We start from the raw sequence: 16725 nt of genomic DNA on the forward strand, positions 1-16725 counted from the left end.
CCGGCTCTTCTCTGGCGGCGTCAATCGACGTAGATCGTGTCGAACACCTCGGCGTGCTGACGCAGACCCTCGTAATAGAAAAAGACCTCGCCACCAAATCCCAGCTCACGATTCGTTTCGATCATTGCGCGTAAATGCGGGCTCGGCAGGTCGTAACCGGCGGCGAGTGATATGAGCACTCCGGGGTAGACCTTTGGCAAGACTTCTGCGGGGACTTGTGCCTTAACCGAACCGAGCGTCGCACGGTAATCGTCGAGCTGGCGACGGTAGACCTGGGGACAGAACTCATCGCCCCAACCCTCACGCGCCCACCGCGGCCAGTCCTGGAGGTACTGATTTCGACTCCACGGCCAGACACTTGGCGCCCATGATACGCAAACGTCGGGCTCCAGCGTCTTAAGCTCTAGGTAAGTTTGCTTAACGAATTCGCTGAGCTTGTCCGCTCGCCATTGCGTCCATACGGGGTCGGCAAAGTCATCCGGCGGAGCAGCGCCACTGTGCTCATGCCGGTAGATCGCAACCGTCTTCGGGTCGTAGCCCGCCGTATTTGGGCACGCCGGCAGGCGATCATCTCCTTGCACGCCATCGACGGCGTAGTTGCTTACGACCTCCTTGAGCATCTCGAGCAGGAAGTCCTGCACATCTGGGTCGAAGGCGTTCATCCACTGGAAGCCATTGCGGCTGACAAGGTCTCCCTCGCGGTCGAGAGCCCGCCACTCAGGCCGATCACGCAGCACTCGACCCCCGTCGGGCTCTTGGTAGCTGGCGGCGAAGCCAAACTCAAACCAAGCCACGACGCGGATCTCCTCGGCATGGGCTAACTCAACCAGTTCCTTCAGCGGGTCGAACCCTCGCAGCTGAGGGTCCATAGCTACCCCGAACTCCCGCTCCATCAGTGCGCTGTGGTAAAGCGTGTAACCACGATTCCATACGACAGGGTAGATCGTGTTTATGCCCACCGCTTTACAACGGGCAATAACCTGCTCAAGCCCCGCGCGAGTCATCATCGCATCGCTGCCCACATTCGTCAGCCACACGCCTCGCACTGGCGACGTGGCGCCCGTCGTTGTAGCTAAGACGCCACCAATAAGGCAAGCAAGATACGGCGCGATGTGGATCAAGATACTCGGCTCCTTAACCCGTCGGTCTTCTGCACTGGCAACCGGCAAGTAGTGTTAACAGCAATGTGATCGAGGAGGGTTCGGGAACTGTCGTCGAGCTCGGCGGCTCAAAAGCGTAACTCCCAGACCACAAGTCGTAGCCCATCGCGTTGACAATACCGTCGCCGTTCCCGTCGGCGCGGAGGTCAGCCGTCGAGAGCAAGGAGTCTCGCCAAACCGTGTTGTCGGCGGCGTTTACCAAGCCATCTCCATTGTAGTCTGCCGGTTCGATGGGTCGGCGATCCGAGAGAAGTTCGACCCGCGAAGCGCCCGGAACGGTCAGGTCTCGGACCCCGGCAGGAAAATAGCCGTCCGAAAGCTCGCGCCAGACGCCACCGACCTGGGCGACCAGACGATACCCTTGTCCTTTCGGGATGTCGAATCGCCACCGGTTGGAGCCTCGTGACGTTCCCAGAACCGGGGCGAGGCGATGGTCGGCTGCGAACTGCGGACTGAGGGCACGGCCCTGGCCCGCGACATCGTAGAACGCGGTGAGCTGAGTGCGATAATCGTCGCGGACCGCTTTGCTGTAGAAGATCGCATGGCCTCCCGCGCCAACCTCACGCGAACGGATGATCATCTGCTCAAGGTCGGCGATCGGTGTGTTTGAACCGGAGCCGTTACCCCGCAGCCCCACAACTAACTCGCCTCGTTGGGATGACGAGAACTGACTTACTTGACCGGTGAGAGTTGTGTTGAATGACGTGTAATTGTCGCGGTAGACTTGTACGGCGTACTCGTCGAACAAGCCCGCGTCCTGCCACTGCGGCCATTCAGCGTTGAAGTTCACGTCAGAGAAGTTCGTCACCGAGGGACTCACTGACAGCAGGAGGTCGAGCCTTTTGGCTGAGATTGCTGAGGTCAGCTCCTCGGCAAAGAGTGTCACTTTTCTTTGCCGCCATTCCCGGAACTGGGTGTCGTTGACGCTCGAGGGAAGCGAGCGACCTGTCTCTTGCAGATAGATCGCCGCCGTAGTGCTGTCCCAGCCGAACTCACGTGGCCAAGCGAGCCGATCGTCGAATTGCACGCCGTCGAAGTCGTAACGTTCGATCGCTTCCAGCGTGATGTCGATCATGAAATGCCGCACTTCGGCGACTGCAGGGTTCATCCATGCGAACCCGTTTGAACTATTGGCGAACTTCCCCGCTTGGTCTCGCAAGAGCCATCCGTTGTCACGCATCGCTTGCCCAAGGGGCGTGACGGGATACCCTCCGGCGCCGACAAACTCGGCAGCCAAGCCGTATTCAAATCAGCCGAAGTAGTGAAGCTGATTGCGGTGTGCTTGGATGAGTGTCTCTTGCACCAAGTCACGCGACGACCCAAGGTAGGTCGCGCGGTCGGCGCCGCCTGTCAGAGTCGCCAGAGTCTGTGAAGGAAAGTTTGTGTACCCGTTCTTCCACGTTTCAACGTAGACCGTGTTTAGCCCAACATCGCGCAGGTCAGACATCACATCTGCCGTGCTAACGCCCGTCCGTATATGGTCGGGACCTGTCGTGGTCAGCCAAGTACCCCGCACCTCGGGCGCTGCGGCTAGACAGGGCGCAGGAGCGAGGATTCCCATCACGAAGAACGGCAGCAGGCACGAAGTCTGGATAGATATCATACGAAGAGTGCCTCGGAGGGTTGTTCCCACTCTGTACCGTATTCACGGCGACCCGTCCGTCAACGATGTGGGAGAGCAGGCGTCTATCGCGCCTCGCCGTGACTAATTCCCCAAACCGTCGACGAACCAGCGCAACGTGCCGCATCGCACCCCGTTGTTTCCGGGGTCGAGACAGGTAGTCCTCTCAAGTAGCGGATCCCCAACCAAGCGAAGGCTTCGGCATGTAGTGTCTCGGGATTGAGCCCTCGATCACTGACGTTTCGAACTTCCTCAAATACGCCAGCAAGCCGTGTGAGGATCAACGGGTGTCGGCTGCCCGGCCCGGTCACCCACGCAAGCCGCGGCCGATCGGGGAGTTGTCGGACGGCGAGTCGAACCGCGTCGGCTATCACCGCACAAATGGTTGCGGCGCCATCCTGGGGGTTGAGCCCCGAAACATCGATGCGTTCGAAGTCGGCCCGCGACGGCGTACGTGGCAGCGGACGAGAGAAAAAGGGGCTTGCCAGGGCGTATTCGACACATGCCTCATCGACAAGCCCCGCTGACGAGACGCAGCCGTCGCGGTCGTGCGGCGCGTCGGCGACTTCCTGCACCCACTCTTCTAAGAGTTCGAGCCCCGGGCCCACGTCGCCGGCGATGATCTCATTCTGCTGACTGAGCCACGTGACGCTGGTCACGTCGCCAATATGGATCATCAGCGCCGGACGCGGCTCCCGCGCCATCAGCGCCCAGTAGAACAACGCCTCCATCGGCGCGCCCTGGCCTCCACGGGCAATATCGTACCGCCGAAAGTCGGAAACGACCGGCAAGCCCGTCATCGCCGAGAGCCGCCACGGGTTTCCGATTTGTAGCATGAGCCCTTCGTGCGGCGCCCACCGCAGCGTGTGACCGTCGAGTCCAATAACAGCCGCCTGCGCGGCCTCAGAGGGGTGAGCCTCACGCAACATCTCGACGGCAGTTGCGTAATGATCCGTCAACGCACGTTCGAGCCGTAAAATCTCGGTCGTAGGGAGGTCGTTCTGTGTCGCCTCGAGCAGTCCCCAACGGAGCGACTCATCGCAAAGGGCCCTTACGCCACCGATCGATTCGACTTCATCACGGCCATCGCTACGTATCAGGGCGCCTTCAACGGCGTCCCCGGTGACGGTCGAAACCAGGCCGATGGCGTAACGCATGACGGGGCGTTCCGTGAAGACATGGGAGCCGCATCAAGGATTCGCGGCAGAGAGACCGTACCAGCCGCGACGCCCGCCGCCTATCCTCTCGATACGCTGCCTTTCATGGCCGTTAACTCGTTCGTCGAGCGCCGTCGTGCACATTCCTGAAGTCGCCGTCCTCGTTGAGACCGACACCAGTTGGGGCCGCAACGTCCTCCGCGGCGTTGCGAGCTACGCCCAACAATTCGGGCCTTGGAATCTGCTGGTCGAGTCGCACGAGGGGGCCCCCAATTGGCCGCTCCCCGACTCGTTACGAGTGGATGGGGTCATTGCCCGTGTCGCGACACCGCTCATTTTGCGGCAGCTCGTTGCGCGAAAGGCGCCAGTCATTGATGTCGGAGACCTGTTCGTAGACGACCCTCGGGTCGATTCGGTAGTCACCGACTTTGTGGCCTGGGCGAGGCTCGCACTAGACCACTTTCGCGCCAAAGGGTTTGAGGACTTTGCACTGTACGCTCCGCCCAGCCGCGACTACGCCAAACGCCGGGGCGATTCATTCGTCGCCGCTGTCGAGGCCGCTGGCCTGCACTGCGTGCAGTACCGGCCCGGCTATCGAGTCGGTCGAGAAGTGAGCCGCGACGAGCATCGACGTCGTGTCGGTCGTTGGGTCGAACAGCTTCCTTCGCCCGTAGCGGTGCTGGCGATTGACGCCAAACGCGGCAAGGACCTCGCCGAAGTGTCTGCTGCGCAGGGCCTCTCGGTCCCCGATCAGGTCGCGATCCTTGCTGGGGATGCAGACGAACTCGCTTGCGAGATCTGCTCGCCCCCCCTGTCGAGCATCGATGTCGCCAGCCGACGCATCGGCTACGAAGCCGCGGCGCAACTAGCAGCTCGGCTGAGCGGCGGCGCGCCACGTGAGGCCCCACTGCTGATCGCCCCCGATCGTGTCATCGCACGCCAATCGACCGACCTTCTGGCCGTAGACGACCCTGCGGTAGTTCAAGCTCTCCGTTACATGCAAACGCACGCGTACAGCGGCGTTACCGTCGAGGACGTTCTCGCCCAAGTGCCGGTCGCTCGGCGGCAGCTCGAACGCCAGTTCAAGAAACGCCTCGGGCGACTCCCGGCAGAGGAGCTGCGCCGATTGCGGCTTGAACGCGGCCGGCAACTACTCGTTGAGTCGGAACTCTCGATCGAAGGAGTCGCGGAGGCTAGTGGCTATGCCGGGGCCACCCAGTTTGGCGCGGCCTTCCGGAAGGCGTACGGGGTGACGCCATTGTCCTACCGTCGCCGGATGGGCAAAGGCTAGTTTGATTGGGATGGCTCCGACGATCACACAGCCACCTGTCGCATGCGATGGAAAAAATACCGCACCTGCGTTACCGGCGATCCTCTAGCGCGGTTACTTTGGATTGTGCAGTTGCTCGCCTTGCGACGGCGGGTGTGTCCTTCTTGTCTGTTGCTCAGCCTGTTCCCCATCACGAGGACGCCTAATGATCCGCACCTTGAAACTTTGTTCTGTCGCCCTGCTAGCGATGTCGCACTCCCCAGCCCTCACCAGCGCCGCGACGTTCCAACTCGTCACGCAACTTGACGCCGCCGCCCTTGGCGTTGGAGTGCCAGGCTCTGTCGCCGCCCACGGTGACACACTGTATGTGGCCAGCCTTTTTGCCGGATCGATCAGTCGGATCACCGACCCCCTCGGAACACCTACCGTCGCAAGTACCTTTGGTCCTGCACTTGCTGGGAACGGCCGGGTGAGCCTTAGCACCGACGGAGTTACCCTTGTTGCCGCGTCGAACAACGCTGGCGTCAACGATGTCGTCGAGTCGTATGTCTTCGGGACTGATGCACTGAACTTCACCGCCGGTCCTGCCGTTTACGGCCGCGGACGGTTTGACGGCGCTGCGGTGGACCCAAACACGGGTAACATTTTCGTGACCGGTTTCGGTTCGGGTCTGCCGTTGGTGCTCAATCCGACCACGGGCGTCGACGCAGGCATGTCGCCGACCAACCTGTTTGTCTCAGAAACTGGCACCGGTTTCCGTGATCTCGATTTCGACAGCGCTACGGGCGACATCTACCTTCGCGCGGTCAACGGCGTAGCGGTCGGCAAGCGTAATGGCTTTGACGACTTCGTAAAACTGGACAACACGACCGCCGGTGTGCAGGCAATCGCCTTCGGCGCCACGGTTGGTGACGGCTTCAACTCGGCGATCAATGTTGAGTACGTCCCGTCGAGTTTAGGCGCGCCCTCCGTCGCGATATTCAACCGCCGCGACGCAGTCGATTCCTTTGCCGACCAAGTCCGCGTTTACGACGCAAACACCGTTAATGGAGTCGTACCGGCGACGTTCGTCACCCAGTCAGGCGCGCCCTTTACGACCACCGCGGCCGATAGCGGCATCTACGACTTCAGCTACGACCCAGTGAATTCACTGCTGTACGTCAGCGACTTCTCGGCGAGTCAGATCCACGTGTTCCGCTACGTCCCCGAACCGAGTACGGCATTGCTGCTCGCCCCCGCGCTGTCTGGGCTGTTGAAGCGTCGGCGTTGATCCGAGTGGGAGGGGCCGTTTGCGCAAGCGTCGGCCCCTCCCTTCTGCTTCGCTTCCCGCACCGTTGACCTCTGCAACTACACGAGTCTCGCTATGACCCGATCGCTTCTTACTCGATCCGCTGCCGTCGCATTGGTAGTAGCCTCGGCGATCCCGTCCATCGCACAGGTCACTCTGCAACTACGTAGCACTCTCGATGCCTTCACGTTAGGCACGGGGAACCCCGGGTCCGTCGCTGCTTACGGAGACTCTCTCTTCGTCGGCAGCCTTTTTTCGGCTGGGACAATCACGCGTATCGATAATCCGCTCACTTCGCCCGTGAATGCCGGGACGCTTTCGGGGACGCTCGTGTTGGGAGGGAACGGCTACGTATCTCTCGATACTGATGGGACCACACTTGTCGCGGCCAGCAACAACAGTGGCGTCAACGACCTCGTTCAGGTCTTCGACTTCGCCACTGGATCGCTCCGCTACGAAGCCAATCCGGGGGGCCTCCCCGGGCCAGGACCCGGCCCCTCGCTCTCACGGATCGACGGCGCGGCCATCGACCCCATCACCGGCAACGTCTGGTTGACCGGTTTTGGTGGTGGGCTCCCAACGGTTCTGAGTGCCGACACGCTCACCAGCGCGAGCGACAACCCGTCCACTCTCTTTGCTGGGTCCCCGACAGGGACCGGCTTCCGAGACATCGACTTCGATTCCGAGACGGGTGATCTCTACCTCCGCGCTACCAACGGCGTACTCGGCGGGCAGAGGCTGGAGGGGTCCGTTGACGATTTCACGACGCTGAACTCATTGGGCGCCACAGCGGGTTTCTCTCAGATCGCCGGCGGCGACTTTGCCACGCTGCAAGACTCGAATCGGTCTGCCTTGAACATCGAATTCCTCCCGGCGTCGTTCACAGGGACCGAAGCGGTGTTTATCACCAATACTAGAGTTTCAGCGCCGACACTCGCTTCCTTCGACAGCCAAGTGCTCGCCTTCGACGCCGACGCCGGCTTCGACGGGGAGACGCCATTCAGCCTCGATCCGGCCGGTGTCCCGGTCTCATTGACGTTTCTCAACTCGGACGGCGTGACACCCTTTACCACCGCCGGATCGACTGACGGCATCTACGACTTTAGCTTCGATCCAGTCAACGAAGTGCTCTACATCGCCGACCATTCTAACGGCGCGATCTACGCCTTCAGCAGGCCATTCGAAGTCGAGCCACTTGTGGGCGACTACAACGGGGACGGCGCCGTAAACGCTGCTGACTACACAGTCTGGCGCGACGGCGGCCCCTTGCAAAACGAGACGGTGAGCCCTGGCGTTGTGGATGCGGAAGACTACGCCGCGTGGGCCGACAACTACGGTGCGACCTCGTCTGCGATCAGCGTTGCGGTCCCAGAACCCAATGCCCTGGCGTTGTTTGCCTTGGCGGCGGCCGTAGGGGTGGCGCGTCGCTGTTAGTCGTCGTTTCAGGGATTCACCTCTCTCACCGACAGGCACGACGCCTTGCTGGGACAAATCGGAGGCAACGGATGACAGCGGTAGGGCGTCAGGCTTTTACTCTCGTCGAGCTGCTAGTGGTGATCGCCATCATCGGCATTCTCGTCGCGCTCTTGCTCCCTGCGGTGCAGGCGGCGCGCGAAGCCGCTCGGCGCACCCAATGCACGAGTCAGCTTAAGAACATCGCACTGGGGTGTATCAACCACCACGACACGGCTGGGCAGTTCCCAACCGGCGGCATCCGATCGTTCCCTCAGATCGAGGCCTATTCCGAGGGTGGCAAGCCCTTCGGCGCCTCCGATCAGGGCCTTGGCTGGGCCTTTCAGATCCTCCCATTCCTTGAGGAGGGAGCGGTCTACGGGATCAACTCAACCGACCAACTCCGTAACACTCCCGTTGCGATCTACAACTGTCCGTCACGCCGTGGGGTAACTCAGGCGGTCGACGCCAACAGCGGCGCTGTGACCGGCTACGTTAGCGATTACGCAGCCGTTAACGCCATCCCTGCGCGCGGTCAAGCATCAGAGCTTGGCGTCGATTTCGACGCCGACATCCTCAATCACAATAGCGGTAGCTCGTGGTGCAACACGGGACGCTACTTTTGGGGATTCAACGCCGCATGGTCGTCGCCCGGTGTCGGAACGCCCCCGCCGAACCGATCCGTGAAATCCCAGTATAACGGCGTCATCATCCAAAGCGGCCTGTTCCGTAGCGCGTTTGGTGGGGGATTCGCATCTCTCGAAATGAAACACGAGCCTCGCGTTACCTTTGCAAAAGTCACCGATGGAACAAGCAAGACCGCTATGATCGCCGAAAAGCGGGTGGATGCAACGCGGTATCAGCAGAGTTCGTGGTATGACGACCGCGGCTGGTCGGATGGCTGGGACCCCGACACGGTGAGGTCCTCGGTTTGTCCTCCGACACCCGACAGCGAGCTCGACGTCAGCCTGCGAGGTTGCCAGGGAAACGCCACGCCGTCAAGCACTTGCCCACAGGCGGGCATGGCGATGGGCGCCGCTCACCCCGCCGGGCTTAATTGCGCTTACGCAGATGGGTCAGTCCACTTCTTGAACTACGACGTCGATTTCGAGCAGTACATCAATCTGTTCAATCGCCGTGACGGAGAGGCCGGTTCGCTTTGAAGCGTCTTCTCCTCACACTGTTGGTCGCGTTGGCGACCTCGACCTGTGATGCGGCGTCTGGCGAACGCCCGTCGATACTCCGCTTTGATGTTGTAATTGCGGGTGGCTCCACCGCGGCTCTCGCCGCGGCCTTCGCCGCTGCGGAGGAGGGCGCGTCCGTCGCCCTTGTCGAGCCCACCGACTGGATTGGCGGTCAGCTTACTTCGTCCGGCGTACCCGCTATCGACGAGGCATGGCACAAAGTTGTCGCCGACGATGGGAAGCTCTTACTTGATGTCGCGCGAGTCGCACGTGACCCGCGCAACATGACGCCATTCTTCCGTGACGCCCTCGCGGCAATCGGCAATCCCGGCGGGGGCTGGGTGAGTCGCTACTGCTTCGAGCCGAAGGAACTGCTAGACGCCTTCCTCGTGCCTCGGGAGCACGAACTCGCCCCACGGCTGTCTATCTTTCGTGATACGGTCGTCAAGCGAGCCGAGACTAACGGTCGCCGTATTACGGCGCTTGAGGCCATCCGCCGCACCCCGCGTCTCAACGTCGATAGCTACGACCGACTCCCTTCTCAGGAGATCGAGGATTGGTACTCGCCCGACGACTCGCGGCGGTTCACTAAAGAGACACTTCGGCTCGAAGGCAGTGTGTTCATCGACGCGAGCGAGTGGGGGGAGTTGCTCGCCCTGTCGGACGCTCCCTACCTGCAAGGCGCTGAGGTCTCCGAGGACTCACTCGACGGCAACGATACACTAGGCCAATCAACGGTCTACTGCTTTGTTCAGAGGATGCATGCAAAGCCGGTCGCCATGCACCCCCAATTCAGGACCGTCGAGGGTCTTGGCTTTGGCGACTACTGCAACCGACCCGACGCTTGGCAGAAGATATGGACCTACCGGCGGGTACTCGGTGACGGCTCATCGGCTGCGCCAGGGCAGCTCTCGCTGCAAAACTGGGGCTACAGCCTGCGGCACAACGAAGGCGGCAACGACTTCCCCTTTGGGTATCTGTTCCTTTCGAAAGAAGAGACAGCGGCTCAGCGCGATGACTGGTGCGGCGGCGTGGCTATCAACGTTCTCGCCGCCGCCGAGCGAAGAGCGTTTGCATGGCACGATTGGTTCCGCCGTGCCGCTCCCGAACCGTTGGACCCCGACCAGTTTACGCTTGACGGCGCCTGCCTAGGCACGCGGCATGGTCTTGCGAAGCTGCCCTACGTCCGCGATACCCGTCGATCGATCGGGGCAGGGGGGTTCGTGCTCAAGCTCAGCGACCTGGTCGGCCAGATTGACGAACACGATCTCGTAAGCCGAACCGGAACCGTCTTTCCTGATCGGGTAGCCCTGGGTGCTTACCCGGCCGACATCCATCCGCTGGTCGGATACGAGTACCCGCCGCACGTGCTTGAGAACCACCCTACGCTGCCGTTCTACTTGCCGCTGCGTTCCCTTACCAACGATGGCTTCGACAACTTATTGGTCGCCGGCAAGACCATGGCGCAGACTTTCCTAGCCAATAGCGCAACCCGATTGCACCCGATCGAGTGGTCAAGCGGCACGGCCTGCGGCGTCGTGGCGGCCCATATCGCCCAAAACAACCTGACGACAATCGAAGTTTTGGACGACTACGAGAGACTACGAATGAAGATATCCCGACGTACACCGGTCGATTGGACGCTGCCGAATCGCTAGCGCCGCCGTGGCACGTCGCCGAGCGTCTAAGCCAAAGCCAGCATCCCGCCGACGTCAACGATCAAGCCGATGTGCCCGTCGGGTAGCACCGCGCCGCCGGCGACACCGGGCACTTCGCCGACGATCTCGCCGAGCGACTTGATGACGACCTGCTGCTGGCCGATCACCTCGTCGACCAACACCCCAGCGAGGTTGTCGCCTTCCTCGACGACAATGATGATTCCTTGCTTATCCGTTGCCGTCTCGTCGAAATCGGTGTCGAAGGACCTGTGCACCCCGAACAAATCGTGCGACGAGTGCAGGGTCAACGTCCGCCCACGCACCAGCATCACTTGGCCGCCCGTGGGCGTGGTCTGGATGTTCACCGCCGACGGATGGAGTTGCTCGCGGATGGCGAGCGTCGGGAAGATATAACGCTGGCCGGCGATCTTGGCGATGATGCCGTCGATGATCGCCAGCGTCAGCGGCAGCGTGAGCGTGATCTTGGTCCCTTCGCCCTTCTTGGTCTGGATTGACACACTGCCGCGGAGGGCTTCGACGTTGCGGATGACAACGTCCATCCCCACACCCCGGCCCGAGACGTCCGTCAGCTGCGCCGCCGTTGAGAACCCGGGGTGGAAGATCAGGCGGTTGATCTGATCCGGCGTCAGCGACGCGTCCGGCGCCACGAGTCCTTGCTCAACGGCCTTCTTGAGAATCCGCTCGTGGTCGAGGCCGCGGCCGTCGTCGCAAACCTCGATGTGGATGCACCCGCCACGGTGGAACGCGCGGAGCGTCACTGTCGCCGCCTCTTCCTTACCGGCCGCGACGCGGTCGGCGCCCGAAGCCTCGACGCCGTGATCGACGGCGTTACGGACGATGTGCAACAGCGGGTCGGCGACTTGATCCAAGACGCTCTTGTCGAGTTCGGTCTCTCCCCCTTCGGTGACGAAGCGGACCGGCTTGTCGAGCTTCTTAGAGAGGTCGCGTACCAAGCGGGCCATCTTCTGGAACAGACCCTGGATGGGCATCATCCGCAGCGAGAGACTCAACTCCTGCAGTTCGCGGGTGATCTTGTTGAGCTGCATGGTGTTCTCGTTCGAGTGGCCGTTCTTAACGGCGCCCGCCGCCACCATCGACTCGGCGATCACCAACTCGCCGATCAAGTTGATGAGACTATCGAGCCGGTCGCGATCGACACGCACCGTCTCGCCAGCAGCGGCGGCTGTCGCGGTGCGGCCGGCCGGCTCCGCACTGGCGGCGTTCGCCTCGACCACTCGCTCGGCGATCTGCTTGCCGGAACGGATCGACTCGACTGCCGCGCGGAGGTCGTTCTGCAACGAAGCCGCTTCGGGGCTCATCTGCAGGTTGCCGTCTTCGGGCGTCAGTTCCGCCGCGGCGTCGACTTGCGACTTCAACACGTCGATCGAGCGGAGCGACAGGTCCATCGCCTCGCCTTGCAGCGAGGCCTTCCCTTGACGGGCCAAGTCGAGCAGCGTCTCGGCTTCGTGGGCGACACGGCCGATCGCGACCAACCCACAGAAGCCAGCGCCACCCTTGAGCGTGTGGAAGGCGCGAAAGACGGCGTCGAGGTCGTCCTTCGCCGAAGGGTTCTCTTCGAGCTTCAGCAGGCAGGGTTCGGCGGCCTCGAGGTGCTCACGCGACTCTTGAACGAAGGCCGAGAGCAACGAGTAATCGACTTCGGGCAGTTCTTCTGCGACAGGATCGCAGGTCGATTCTTCGTCGAACGTCCCCTCGGCCTCGGCGAGGAGTTGCTCGAAACGAGCGAGGGCTGTTTCGAGATACTCGGCAAGAGAATCGCCGCTTTCTTCTGTTGACCCCCGTTCGGTAACGGTCGCCGCCGCTTCGGCAACGAGGTTCGCCGCTTCGTCACAAGAGTCGATGTCGCCGGCGAGTGTTCCTAGCTCCGACGCCATGAATGCGGCGGTAGAGCCTTGGCCCGAACGTACAAGATTGAGCAAGCCTCGTAGGCGGCCATTGGCTTCTTCGGCGGCGGTGAGCATGACGGTGAGTGACTCCGTGGAATGCGGCCGTTGCAGCGGGGCCGCCTGGTTGTTTGTGTAAGCTTCACCTACCAACAAACCCCATCAAGGCGGAGTGTGGACGTGACCCATGACGGACCACATGGCGGTTCAGGCGACAGAAACTTAGGTGGCGTTAGCGTGCGCGCAGGTCGTTAAGCGGCCAAAATCAATTGCGGAAATCACGTCGGCGGCTTCGAACGCAGTCCGCTCGCATCGGTATCGCACGGCTGTGCTGCTCGTAGCAACGCATAAGCATGCACTCGAGCGACGGCGTTTTGTGGGCACAGCAAGATGAAGGCCTGCTTCTCAACGCCTGATCGATAAGCGTTCGTCACGTTGCTCATGCCTGCGCAAAGAGGTCACGGTCTCTTCATGCAGACTTATTCAAGTTGTTATTGCGCCACGATCTCAACACGCAACCGCATCGCTTCGTTATTCAACGCGTCGCTGCTGCTCGGCGTTCGCACACCGAACGAAAGGTCGGCCCGATGCAACCGCGTCGCCGCGATTTGCGGAAATCCCGTCGGTTTGCCGCCGAACAGCAACTTAGCTTTGCCGGACTTCCTTCACATAGAGAGCATCAATTGACGTGCGTAACGCCAAGCTGCTCCCTGCGTAATCAGCGACCCACTTCGCTCTCGTAAGGCGAGGTTCGCACGATTGCTGAGAGAGGCCTTGTGCCTCCCCCCATCGACTCGCCTATCAACAGCAGAGGAACCATGGAAACCGCGACCGCAGAACGGCCGGTTGAGACGCAGCCCCCGTTGGGCGGCGACAACCGCCAGTACCTGACCTTCAAGCTCGATTGCGAAGAGTACGGGATCGAGATCCTGCGTGTGCAGGAGATCAAGGGCTACGACCACCTGACGCCCGTCCCCAGCACGCCGCACTACATGAAGGGCGTGATGAACCTCCGCGGGACCGTGGTCCCGATCATCGAGCTGCGGGCGCGCTTCGGCATGCCCGAGCGTGAGGTCGATCAGTTCACCGTGATCATCGTGGTGAATGTCGGCTCGCGCGTCGTCGGCCTTCTGGTTGACACCGTGTCGGACGTCCTCGACATACCCACCGATGCGATCTGCGACACACCCGACCTCGCGTCCGGCATTGAAGAGCAGTACCTCACCGGCATGGGCAAAGTCAACGACAAGCTCGTGATGCTGCTCGACCTTTCGAAGCTCATCGGCGCCGAAGCCGAGGTGCTCGAAGAGATCGCCGCTTAAAGCATTCAACACGTCATTCAATAGGTCGCGACAGCGGCCCCACACCCAATCCTTCCAGCTGATTCAAACGAGGAAACCAAGAATGATTTCGAAAATGTCTGTCAAAGCGAAGCTGTTGCTCGCTTTTACCATCGTCGCCGCTGCCGGTGGCGCCCAGGGCTGGTTCGCCATGAACCAGATGGGCCAGATCCAAGATTCGATGGGGAATCTCTACAACCGCGAGCTGGTCGGCCTCTCGAACATTAAGGAAGCCAACACCAGCCTGATCAAGATCGGCCGCGCCGTGCGGAACTCGATCATTGAGACGGATATGGATAAGCTCAAGGAAGTGGGCGCCAGCTACGACTCAATCGTCGCGGGCTTCCAAGAGCAGTTCGCTTCTGCCAGCGAGCAGTTCTACACAGAGAAGGGTCGGCAAACCATCTCGTCGGTGGAGCGAATCATCCCCGAGTACCTCACGGCCACCCGGACCGTGATCGACCTCGCTCTTCAAAACAAGAACGAAGAAGCCGCCGCGGGTGTGGCCAAGATGCGCGGGCTAGCGGATCAACTCGATAACGTCTTCACAGAACTGTCGGAGACTAAGACGGCTGTCGCTGAGCAGTCCTTCCAGGCTAGCCAGGCTCTTTACCAGCGTGCGTCGATGCTGGTGATCGGCGTGATCATCGCCACGGTCGCCGCCGCTCTGGCCCTTGGCTGGTACATCGCTCGCTGGATCGCAACCGCTCTGCTGGAAGTCGATCAGATCGCCCAGATCGTGCTCGTCGCTTCGCAACAGCTCTCCGGCGCCGCCGAGGACCTGTCCGCCGGCGCCCAGGAGTCGGCTTCAAGTCTCGAAGAGACCGCTTCGAGTCTTGAGGAGATCACCGCGACGGTGCGTCAGAACGCCGACAACGCCGACGAGGCCAACCAGGTCTCCAACGCCAGCCGCCAGACCGCCGAGAAGGGTGGCCAGGTCGTTGGTGAGTGCGTCACCGCGATGAGCGAGATCAACCACGCTTCGAAGAAGATCGCTGCGATCATCACCACGATCGACGAGATCGCCTTCCAGACGAACCTGCTGGCCCTCAACGCAGCGGTCGAAGCCGCCCGTGCCGGCGAGCAGGGCCGCGGCTTCGCGGTCGTCGCCGGTGAGGTCCGCAACTTGGCCCAGCGCAGCGCCGCTTCGGCCAAGGAGATCAAGGACTTGATTCAAGACTCGGTCGGCAAGGTCGAGAAGGGGACCGATCTGGTGAACAAGTCGGGCTCGACGCTCGAGGAGATCGTCAACTCGGTCAAGAAGGTTACCGACATCGTCGGCGAAATCGCCGCCGCGTCGCGTGAGCAATCGACCGGCATCGAGCAGGTGAACGTCGCTGTGACGCAGCTCGACCAGGTGACGCAGACCAACGCCGCTCAGACCGAAGAGCTGTCAGCCACGTCGGTGTCGCTGACGGATCAGGCTGAAACCCTGCAACGTGTCGTCGCTCAGTTTAATCTGACGAACGATTCGCACCATCAAGCGGTGAAGCCATCGCGTACCGGGGCGTCCCGCATCAAGGCGGCCCACGTCGCTCCGAGGTCGTCGAAGCCTTCGGCGCCTGCTCGGACCGCGAAGCCGACGAAGTCGTCGAAGCCCGCCCCGACTCCGTCGTACGACGAAGAGCCGGTGCTGGTCGGCGCCGGCGCCGACGGCGGCTTCGAGGAGTTCTGATTGTTGAACGCTAACGCCAGCTAGACGAAGCCAGGGGCGCCGGCTACGAGCCGACGCCCCTGGCCAGTTGGCGACTCTGAATCAAATCCCCCCGCAAGAGATGCAACTCAAGTGATCGCCACCATGTGCGGCCGCCCCACCAACTCTGCTATCGTCCCGACGGAAGAAGAGTTCGTCCCGCTCCGCGACCTGATCTACGATACCAGCGGTATCTACCTCTCCGACTCAAAGCGGACCCTTGTTGCGTCGCGTCTGGCGCGGCGGGTCCGTCAGCTCGGGCTCCCAAACCTCTGGGAGTACTACCAACACGTCAGGTACAGCGACCCCGATGGCGTCGAGCTGCAGCACCTGATCAACGCGATCTCTACCAACAAGACGCACTTCTTCCGCGAGCCGCACCACTTCGATTTCTTGATGCAGAAGATGCTGCCGGAAATCAGCGAGCGTGCGAATCGCGGCGGCAGGCGGCGGCTCAGGATCTGGTGCGGCGCCGCCTCGACGGGGCAGGAGCCGTACACGATCGCGATGTGCATCGCCCACCACTTCGGCAAGGCGCTGGCTTCTTGGGATGTCGAGGTGCTCTCAACCGACATCAACACCAAGGTGCTCGACGAGGCCCGGCACGGCGTCTACGAATCGACGCTGTTGAAGGAGATTCCGCTCGAGTACCACAAGTCCTATCTGCTGCGCGGGACCGGCGACTTCGCGGGTTGCTTCGCGGTCAAACCGTTCGTGCGCAAGCTGGTGCGTTTCGAGCGTTTCAATCTCACCGAAGACACCATGCCGACCGGCATCGACTTCGACGCTGTGTTCATCCGCAATGTGATGATCTACTTCGACGCCGAAACGCAAGCTAGGGTTTTACGAACCGTTTCTTCGGCGTGCAAAGTGGGAGGTTATGTCTTCCTCGGGCACGCCGAGAGTAACCACACATCCGCCAACACACGCTTCGTCCCGTTGGGCAACACCGTGTTCTGCAAAAAATAACGCCGCGA

General features: G+C 61.5%; 11 protein-coding genes and 1 pseudogene. 8 read left to right on the forward strand and 4 right to left on the reverse strand.

Going from position 1 to position 16725, the window contains the following annotated elements:
* Window positions 1–20 precede the first annotated feature (20 nt).
* From Spa11_RS14070 to Spa11_RS14085, 3 genes and pseudogenes are all read right to left on the reverse strand, one after another.
* Window positions 21–1121: a glycoside hydrolase family 10 protein gene (locus tag Spa11_RS14070; RefSeq protein WP_145113306.1), complete on the reverse strand. Its 1101-nt coding sequence runs from the start codon at window positions 1119–1121 to the stop codon at window positions 21–23.
* Between the two features lie 13 nt (window positions 1122–1134).
* Window positions 1135–2763, reverse strand: a pseudogene (locus Spa11_RS14075) (family 10 glycosylhydrolase).
* 83 nt (window positions 2764–2846) lie between these two features.
* Window positions 2847–3938: an anhydro-N-acetylmuramic acid kinase gene (locus Spa11_RS14085; protein ID WP_145113312.1), complete on the reverse strand. Its 1092-nt coding sequence runs from the start codon at window positions 3936–3938 to the stop codon at window positions 2847–2849.
* Window positions 3939–4074: 136 nt separating this feature from the next.
* On the opposite strand from Spa11_RS14085, the gene Spa11_RS14090 reads away from it, so the two are divergent.
* The 5 genes from Spa11_RS14090 to Spa11_RS14110 all read left to right on the forward strand — a co-directional run bounded on the left by Spa11_RS14090 (window position 4075) and on the right by Spa11_RS14110 (window position 10790).
* Window positions 4075–5229, forward strand: coding sequence for an AraC family transcriptional regulator (locus Spa11_RS14090; protein ID WP_197529399.1), 1155 nt, complete (start codon window positions 4075–4077; stop codon window positions 5227–5229).
* Between the two features lie 184 nt (window positions 5230–5413).
* Window positions 5414–6478, forward strand: a complete 1065-nt coding sequence (locus Spa11_RS14095; RefSeq protein ID WP_145113316.1) for a hypothetical protein — start codon at window positions 5414–5416, stop codon at window positions 6476–6478.
* A 93-nt stretch (window positions 6479–6571) separates the two neighbouring features.
* Complete coding sequence (locus Spa11_RS14100; RefSeq protein WP_145113318.1) at window positions 6572–7930, forward strand: PEP-CTERM sorting domain-containing protein; 1359 nt, start codon at window positions 6572–6574, stop codon at window positions 7928–7930.
* A 71-nt stretch (window positions 7931–8001) separates the two neighbouring features.
* Complete coding sequence (locus Spa11_RS14105) at window positions 8002–9111, forward strand: DUF1559 family PulG-like putative transporter (RefSeq protein WP_145113320.1); 1110 nt, start codon at window positions 8002–8004, stop codon at window positions 9109–9111.
* Window positions 9108–10790 carry an FAD-dependent oxidoreductase gene (locus tag Spa11_RS14110; protein WP_145113322.1) on the forward strand — a complete coding sequence of 561 codons (1683 nt, stop codon included), beginning with the start codon at window positions 9108–9110 and terminating at the stop codon, window positions 10788–10790. The genes Spa11_RS14105 and Spa11_RS14110 overlap by 4 nt, the downstream gene beginning before the upstream one ends.
* A 26-nt stretch (window positions 10791–10816) precedes the next feature.
* Here the strand turns inward: Spa11_RS14110 and Spa11_RS14115 are convergent, their stop codons facing one another.
* A complete protein-coding gene (locus Spa11_RS14115) occupies window positions 10817–12793 on the reverse strand; it encodes a chemotaxis protein CheA (protein ID WP_145113324.1) in 1977 nt (658 codons plus the stop codon).
* A 740-nt stretch (window positions 12794–13533) separates the two neighbouring features.
* Between Spa11_RS14115 and Spa11_RS14120 the strand changes: the two genes are divergently transcribed.
* The 3 genes from Spa11_RS14120 (at window position 13534) to Spa11_RS14130 (ending at window position 16717) form a co-directional block, all read left to right on the forward strand.
* Window positions 13534–14037 carry a chemotaxis protein CheW gene (locus tag Spa11_RS14120; RefSeq protein WP_145113326.1) on the forward strand — a complete coding sequence of 168 codons (504 nt, stop codon included), beginning with the start codon at window positions 13534–13536 and terminating at the stop codon, window positions 14035–14037.
* Window positions 14038–14131: 94 nt separating this feature from the next.
* Window positions 14132–15730 (forward strand): methyl-accepting chemotaxis protein, encoded by a 1599-nt coding sequence (locus tag Spa11_RS14125; RefSeq protein ID WP_197529400.1) that lies wholly within the window; start codon window positions 14132–14134, stop codon window positions 15728–15730.
* A gap of 123 nt (window positions 15731–15853) precedes the next feature.
* Entirely contained in the window at window positions 15854–16717 is an 864-nt protein-coding gene (locus Spa11_RS14130) for a CheR family methyltransferase (protein WP_145113330.1), read from the forward strand.
* The last annotated feature ends 8 nt before the right edge of the window (window positions 16718–16725 follow it).

The organism is Botrimarina mediterranea (genome assembly GCF_007753265.1).
In the GTDB taxonomy this organism is placed as follows: domain Bacteria; phylum Planctomycetota; class Planctomycetia; order Pirellulales; family Lacipirellulaceae; genus Botrimarina; species Botrimarina mediterranea.

Coding starts and splice junctions, on each gene's coding strand:
- Spa11_RS14085 (WP_145113312.1), bottom strand. CDS start 3,938: ATGCGTTACGCCATCGGCCTGGTTTCGACCGTCACCGGGGACGCCGTT.
- Spa11_RS14095 (WP_145113316.1), top strand. CDS start 5,414: ATGATCCGCACCTTGAAACTTTGTTCTGTCGCCCTGCTAGCGATGTCG.
- Spa11_RS14100 (WP_145113318.1), top strand. CDS start 6,572: ATGACCCGATCGCTTCTTACTCGATCCGCTGCCGTCGCATTGGTAGTA.
- Spa11_RS14105 (WP_145113320.1), top strand. CDS start 8,002: ATGACAGCGGTAGGGCGTCAGGCTTTTACTCTCGTCGAGCTGCTAGTG.
- Spa11_RS14115 (WP_145113324.1), bottom strand. CDS start 12,793: ATGCTCACCGCCGCCGAAGAAGCCAATGGCCGCCTACGAGGCTTGCTC.
- Spa11_RS14120 (WP_145113326.1), top strand. CDS start 13,534: ATGGAAACCGCGACCGCAGAACGGCCGGTTGAGACGCAGCCCCCGTTG.
- Spa11_RS14125 (WP_197529400.1), top strand. CDS start 14,132: ATGTCTGTCAAAGCGAAGCTGTTGCTCGCTTTTACCATCGTCGCCGCT.
- Spa11_RS14130 (WP_145113330.1), top strand. CDS start 15,854: ATGTGCGGCCGCCCCACCAACTCTGCTATCGTCCCGACGGAAGAAGAG.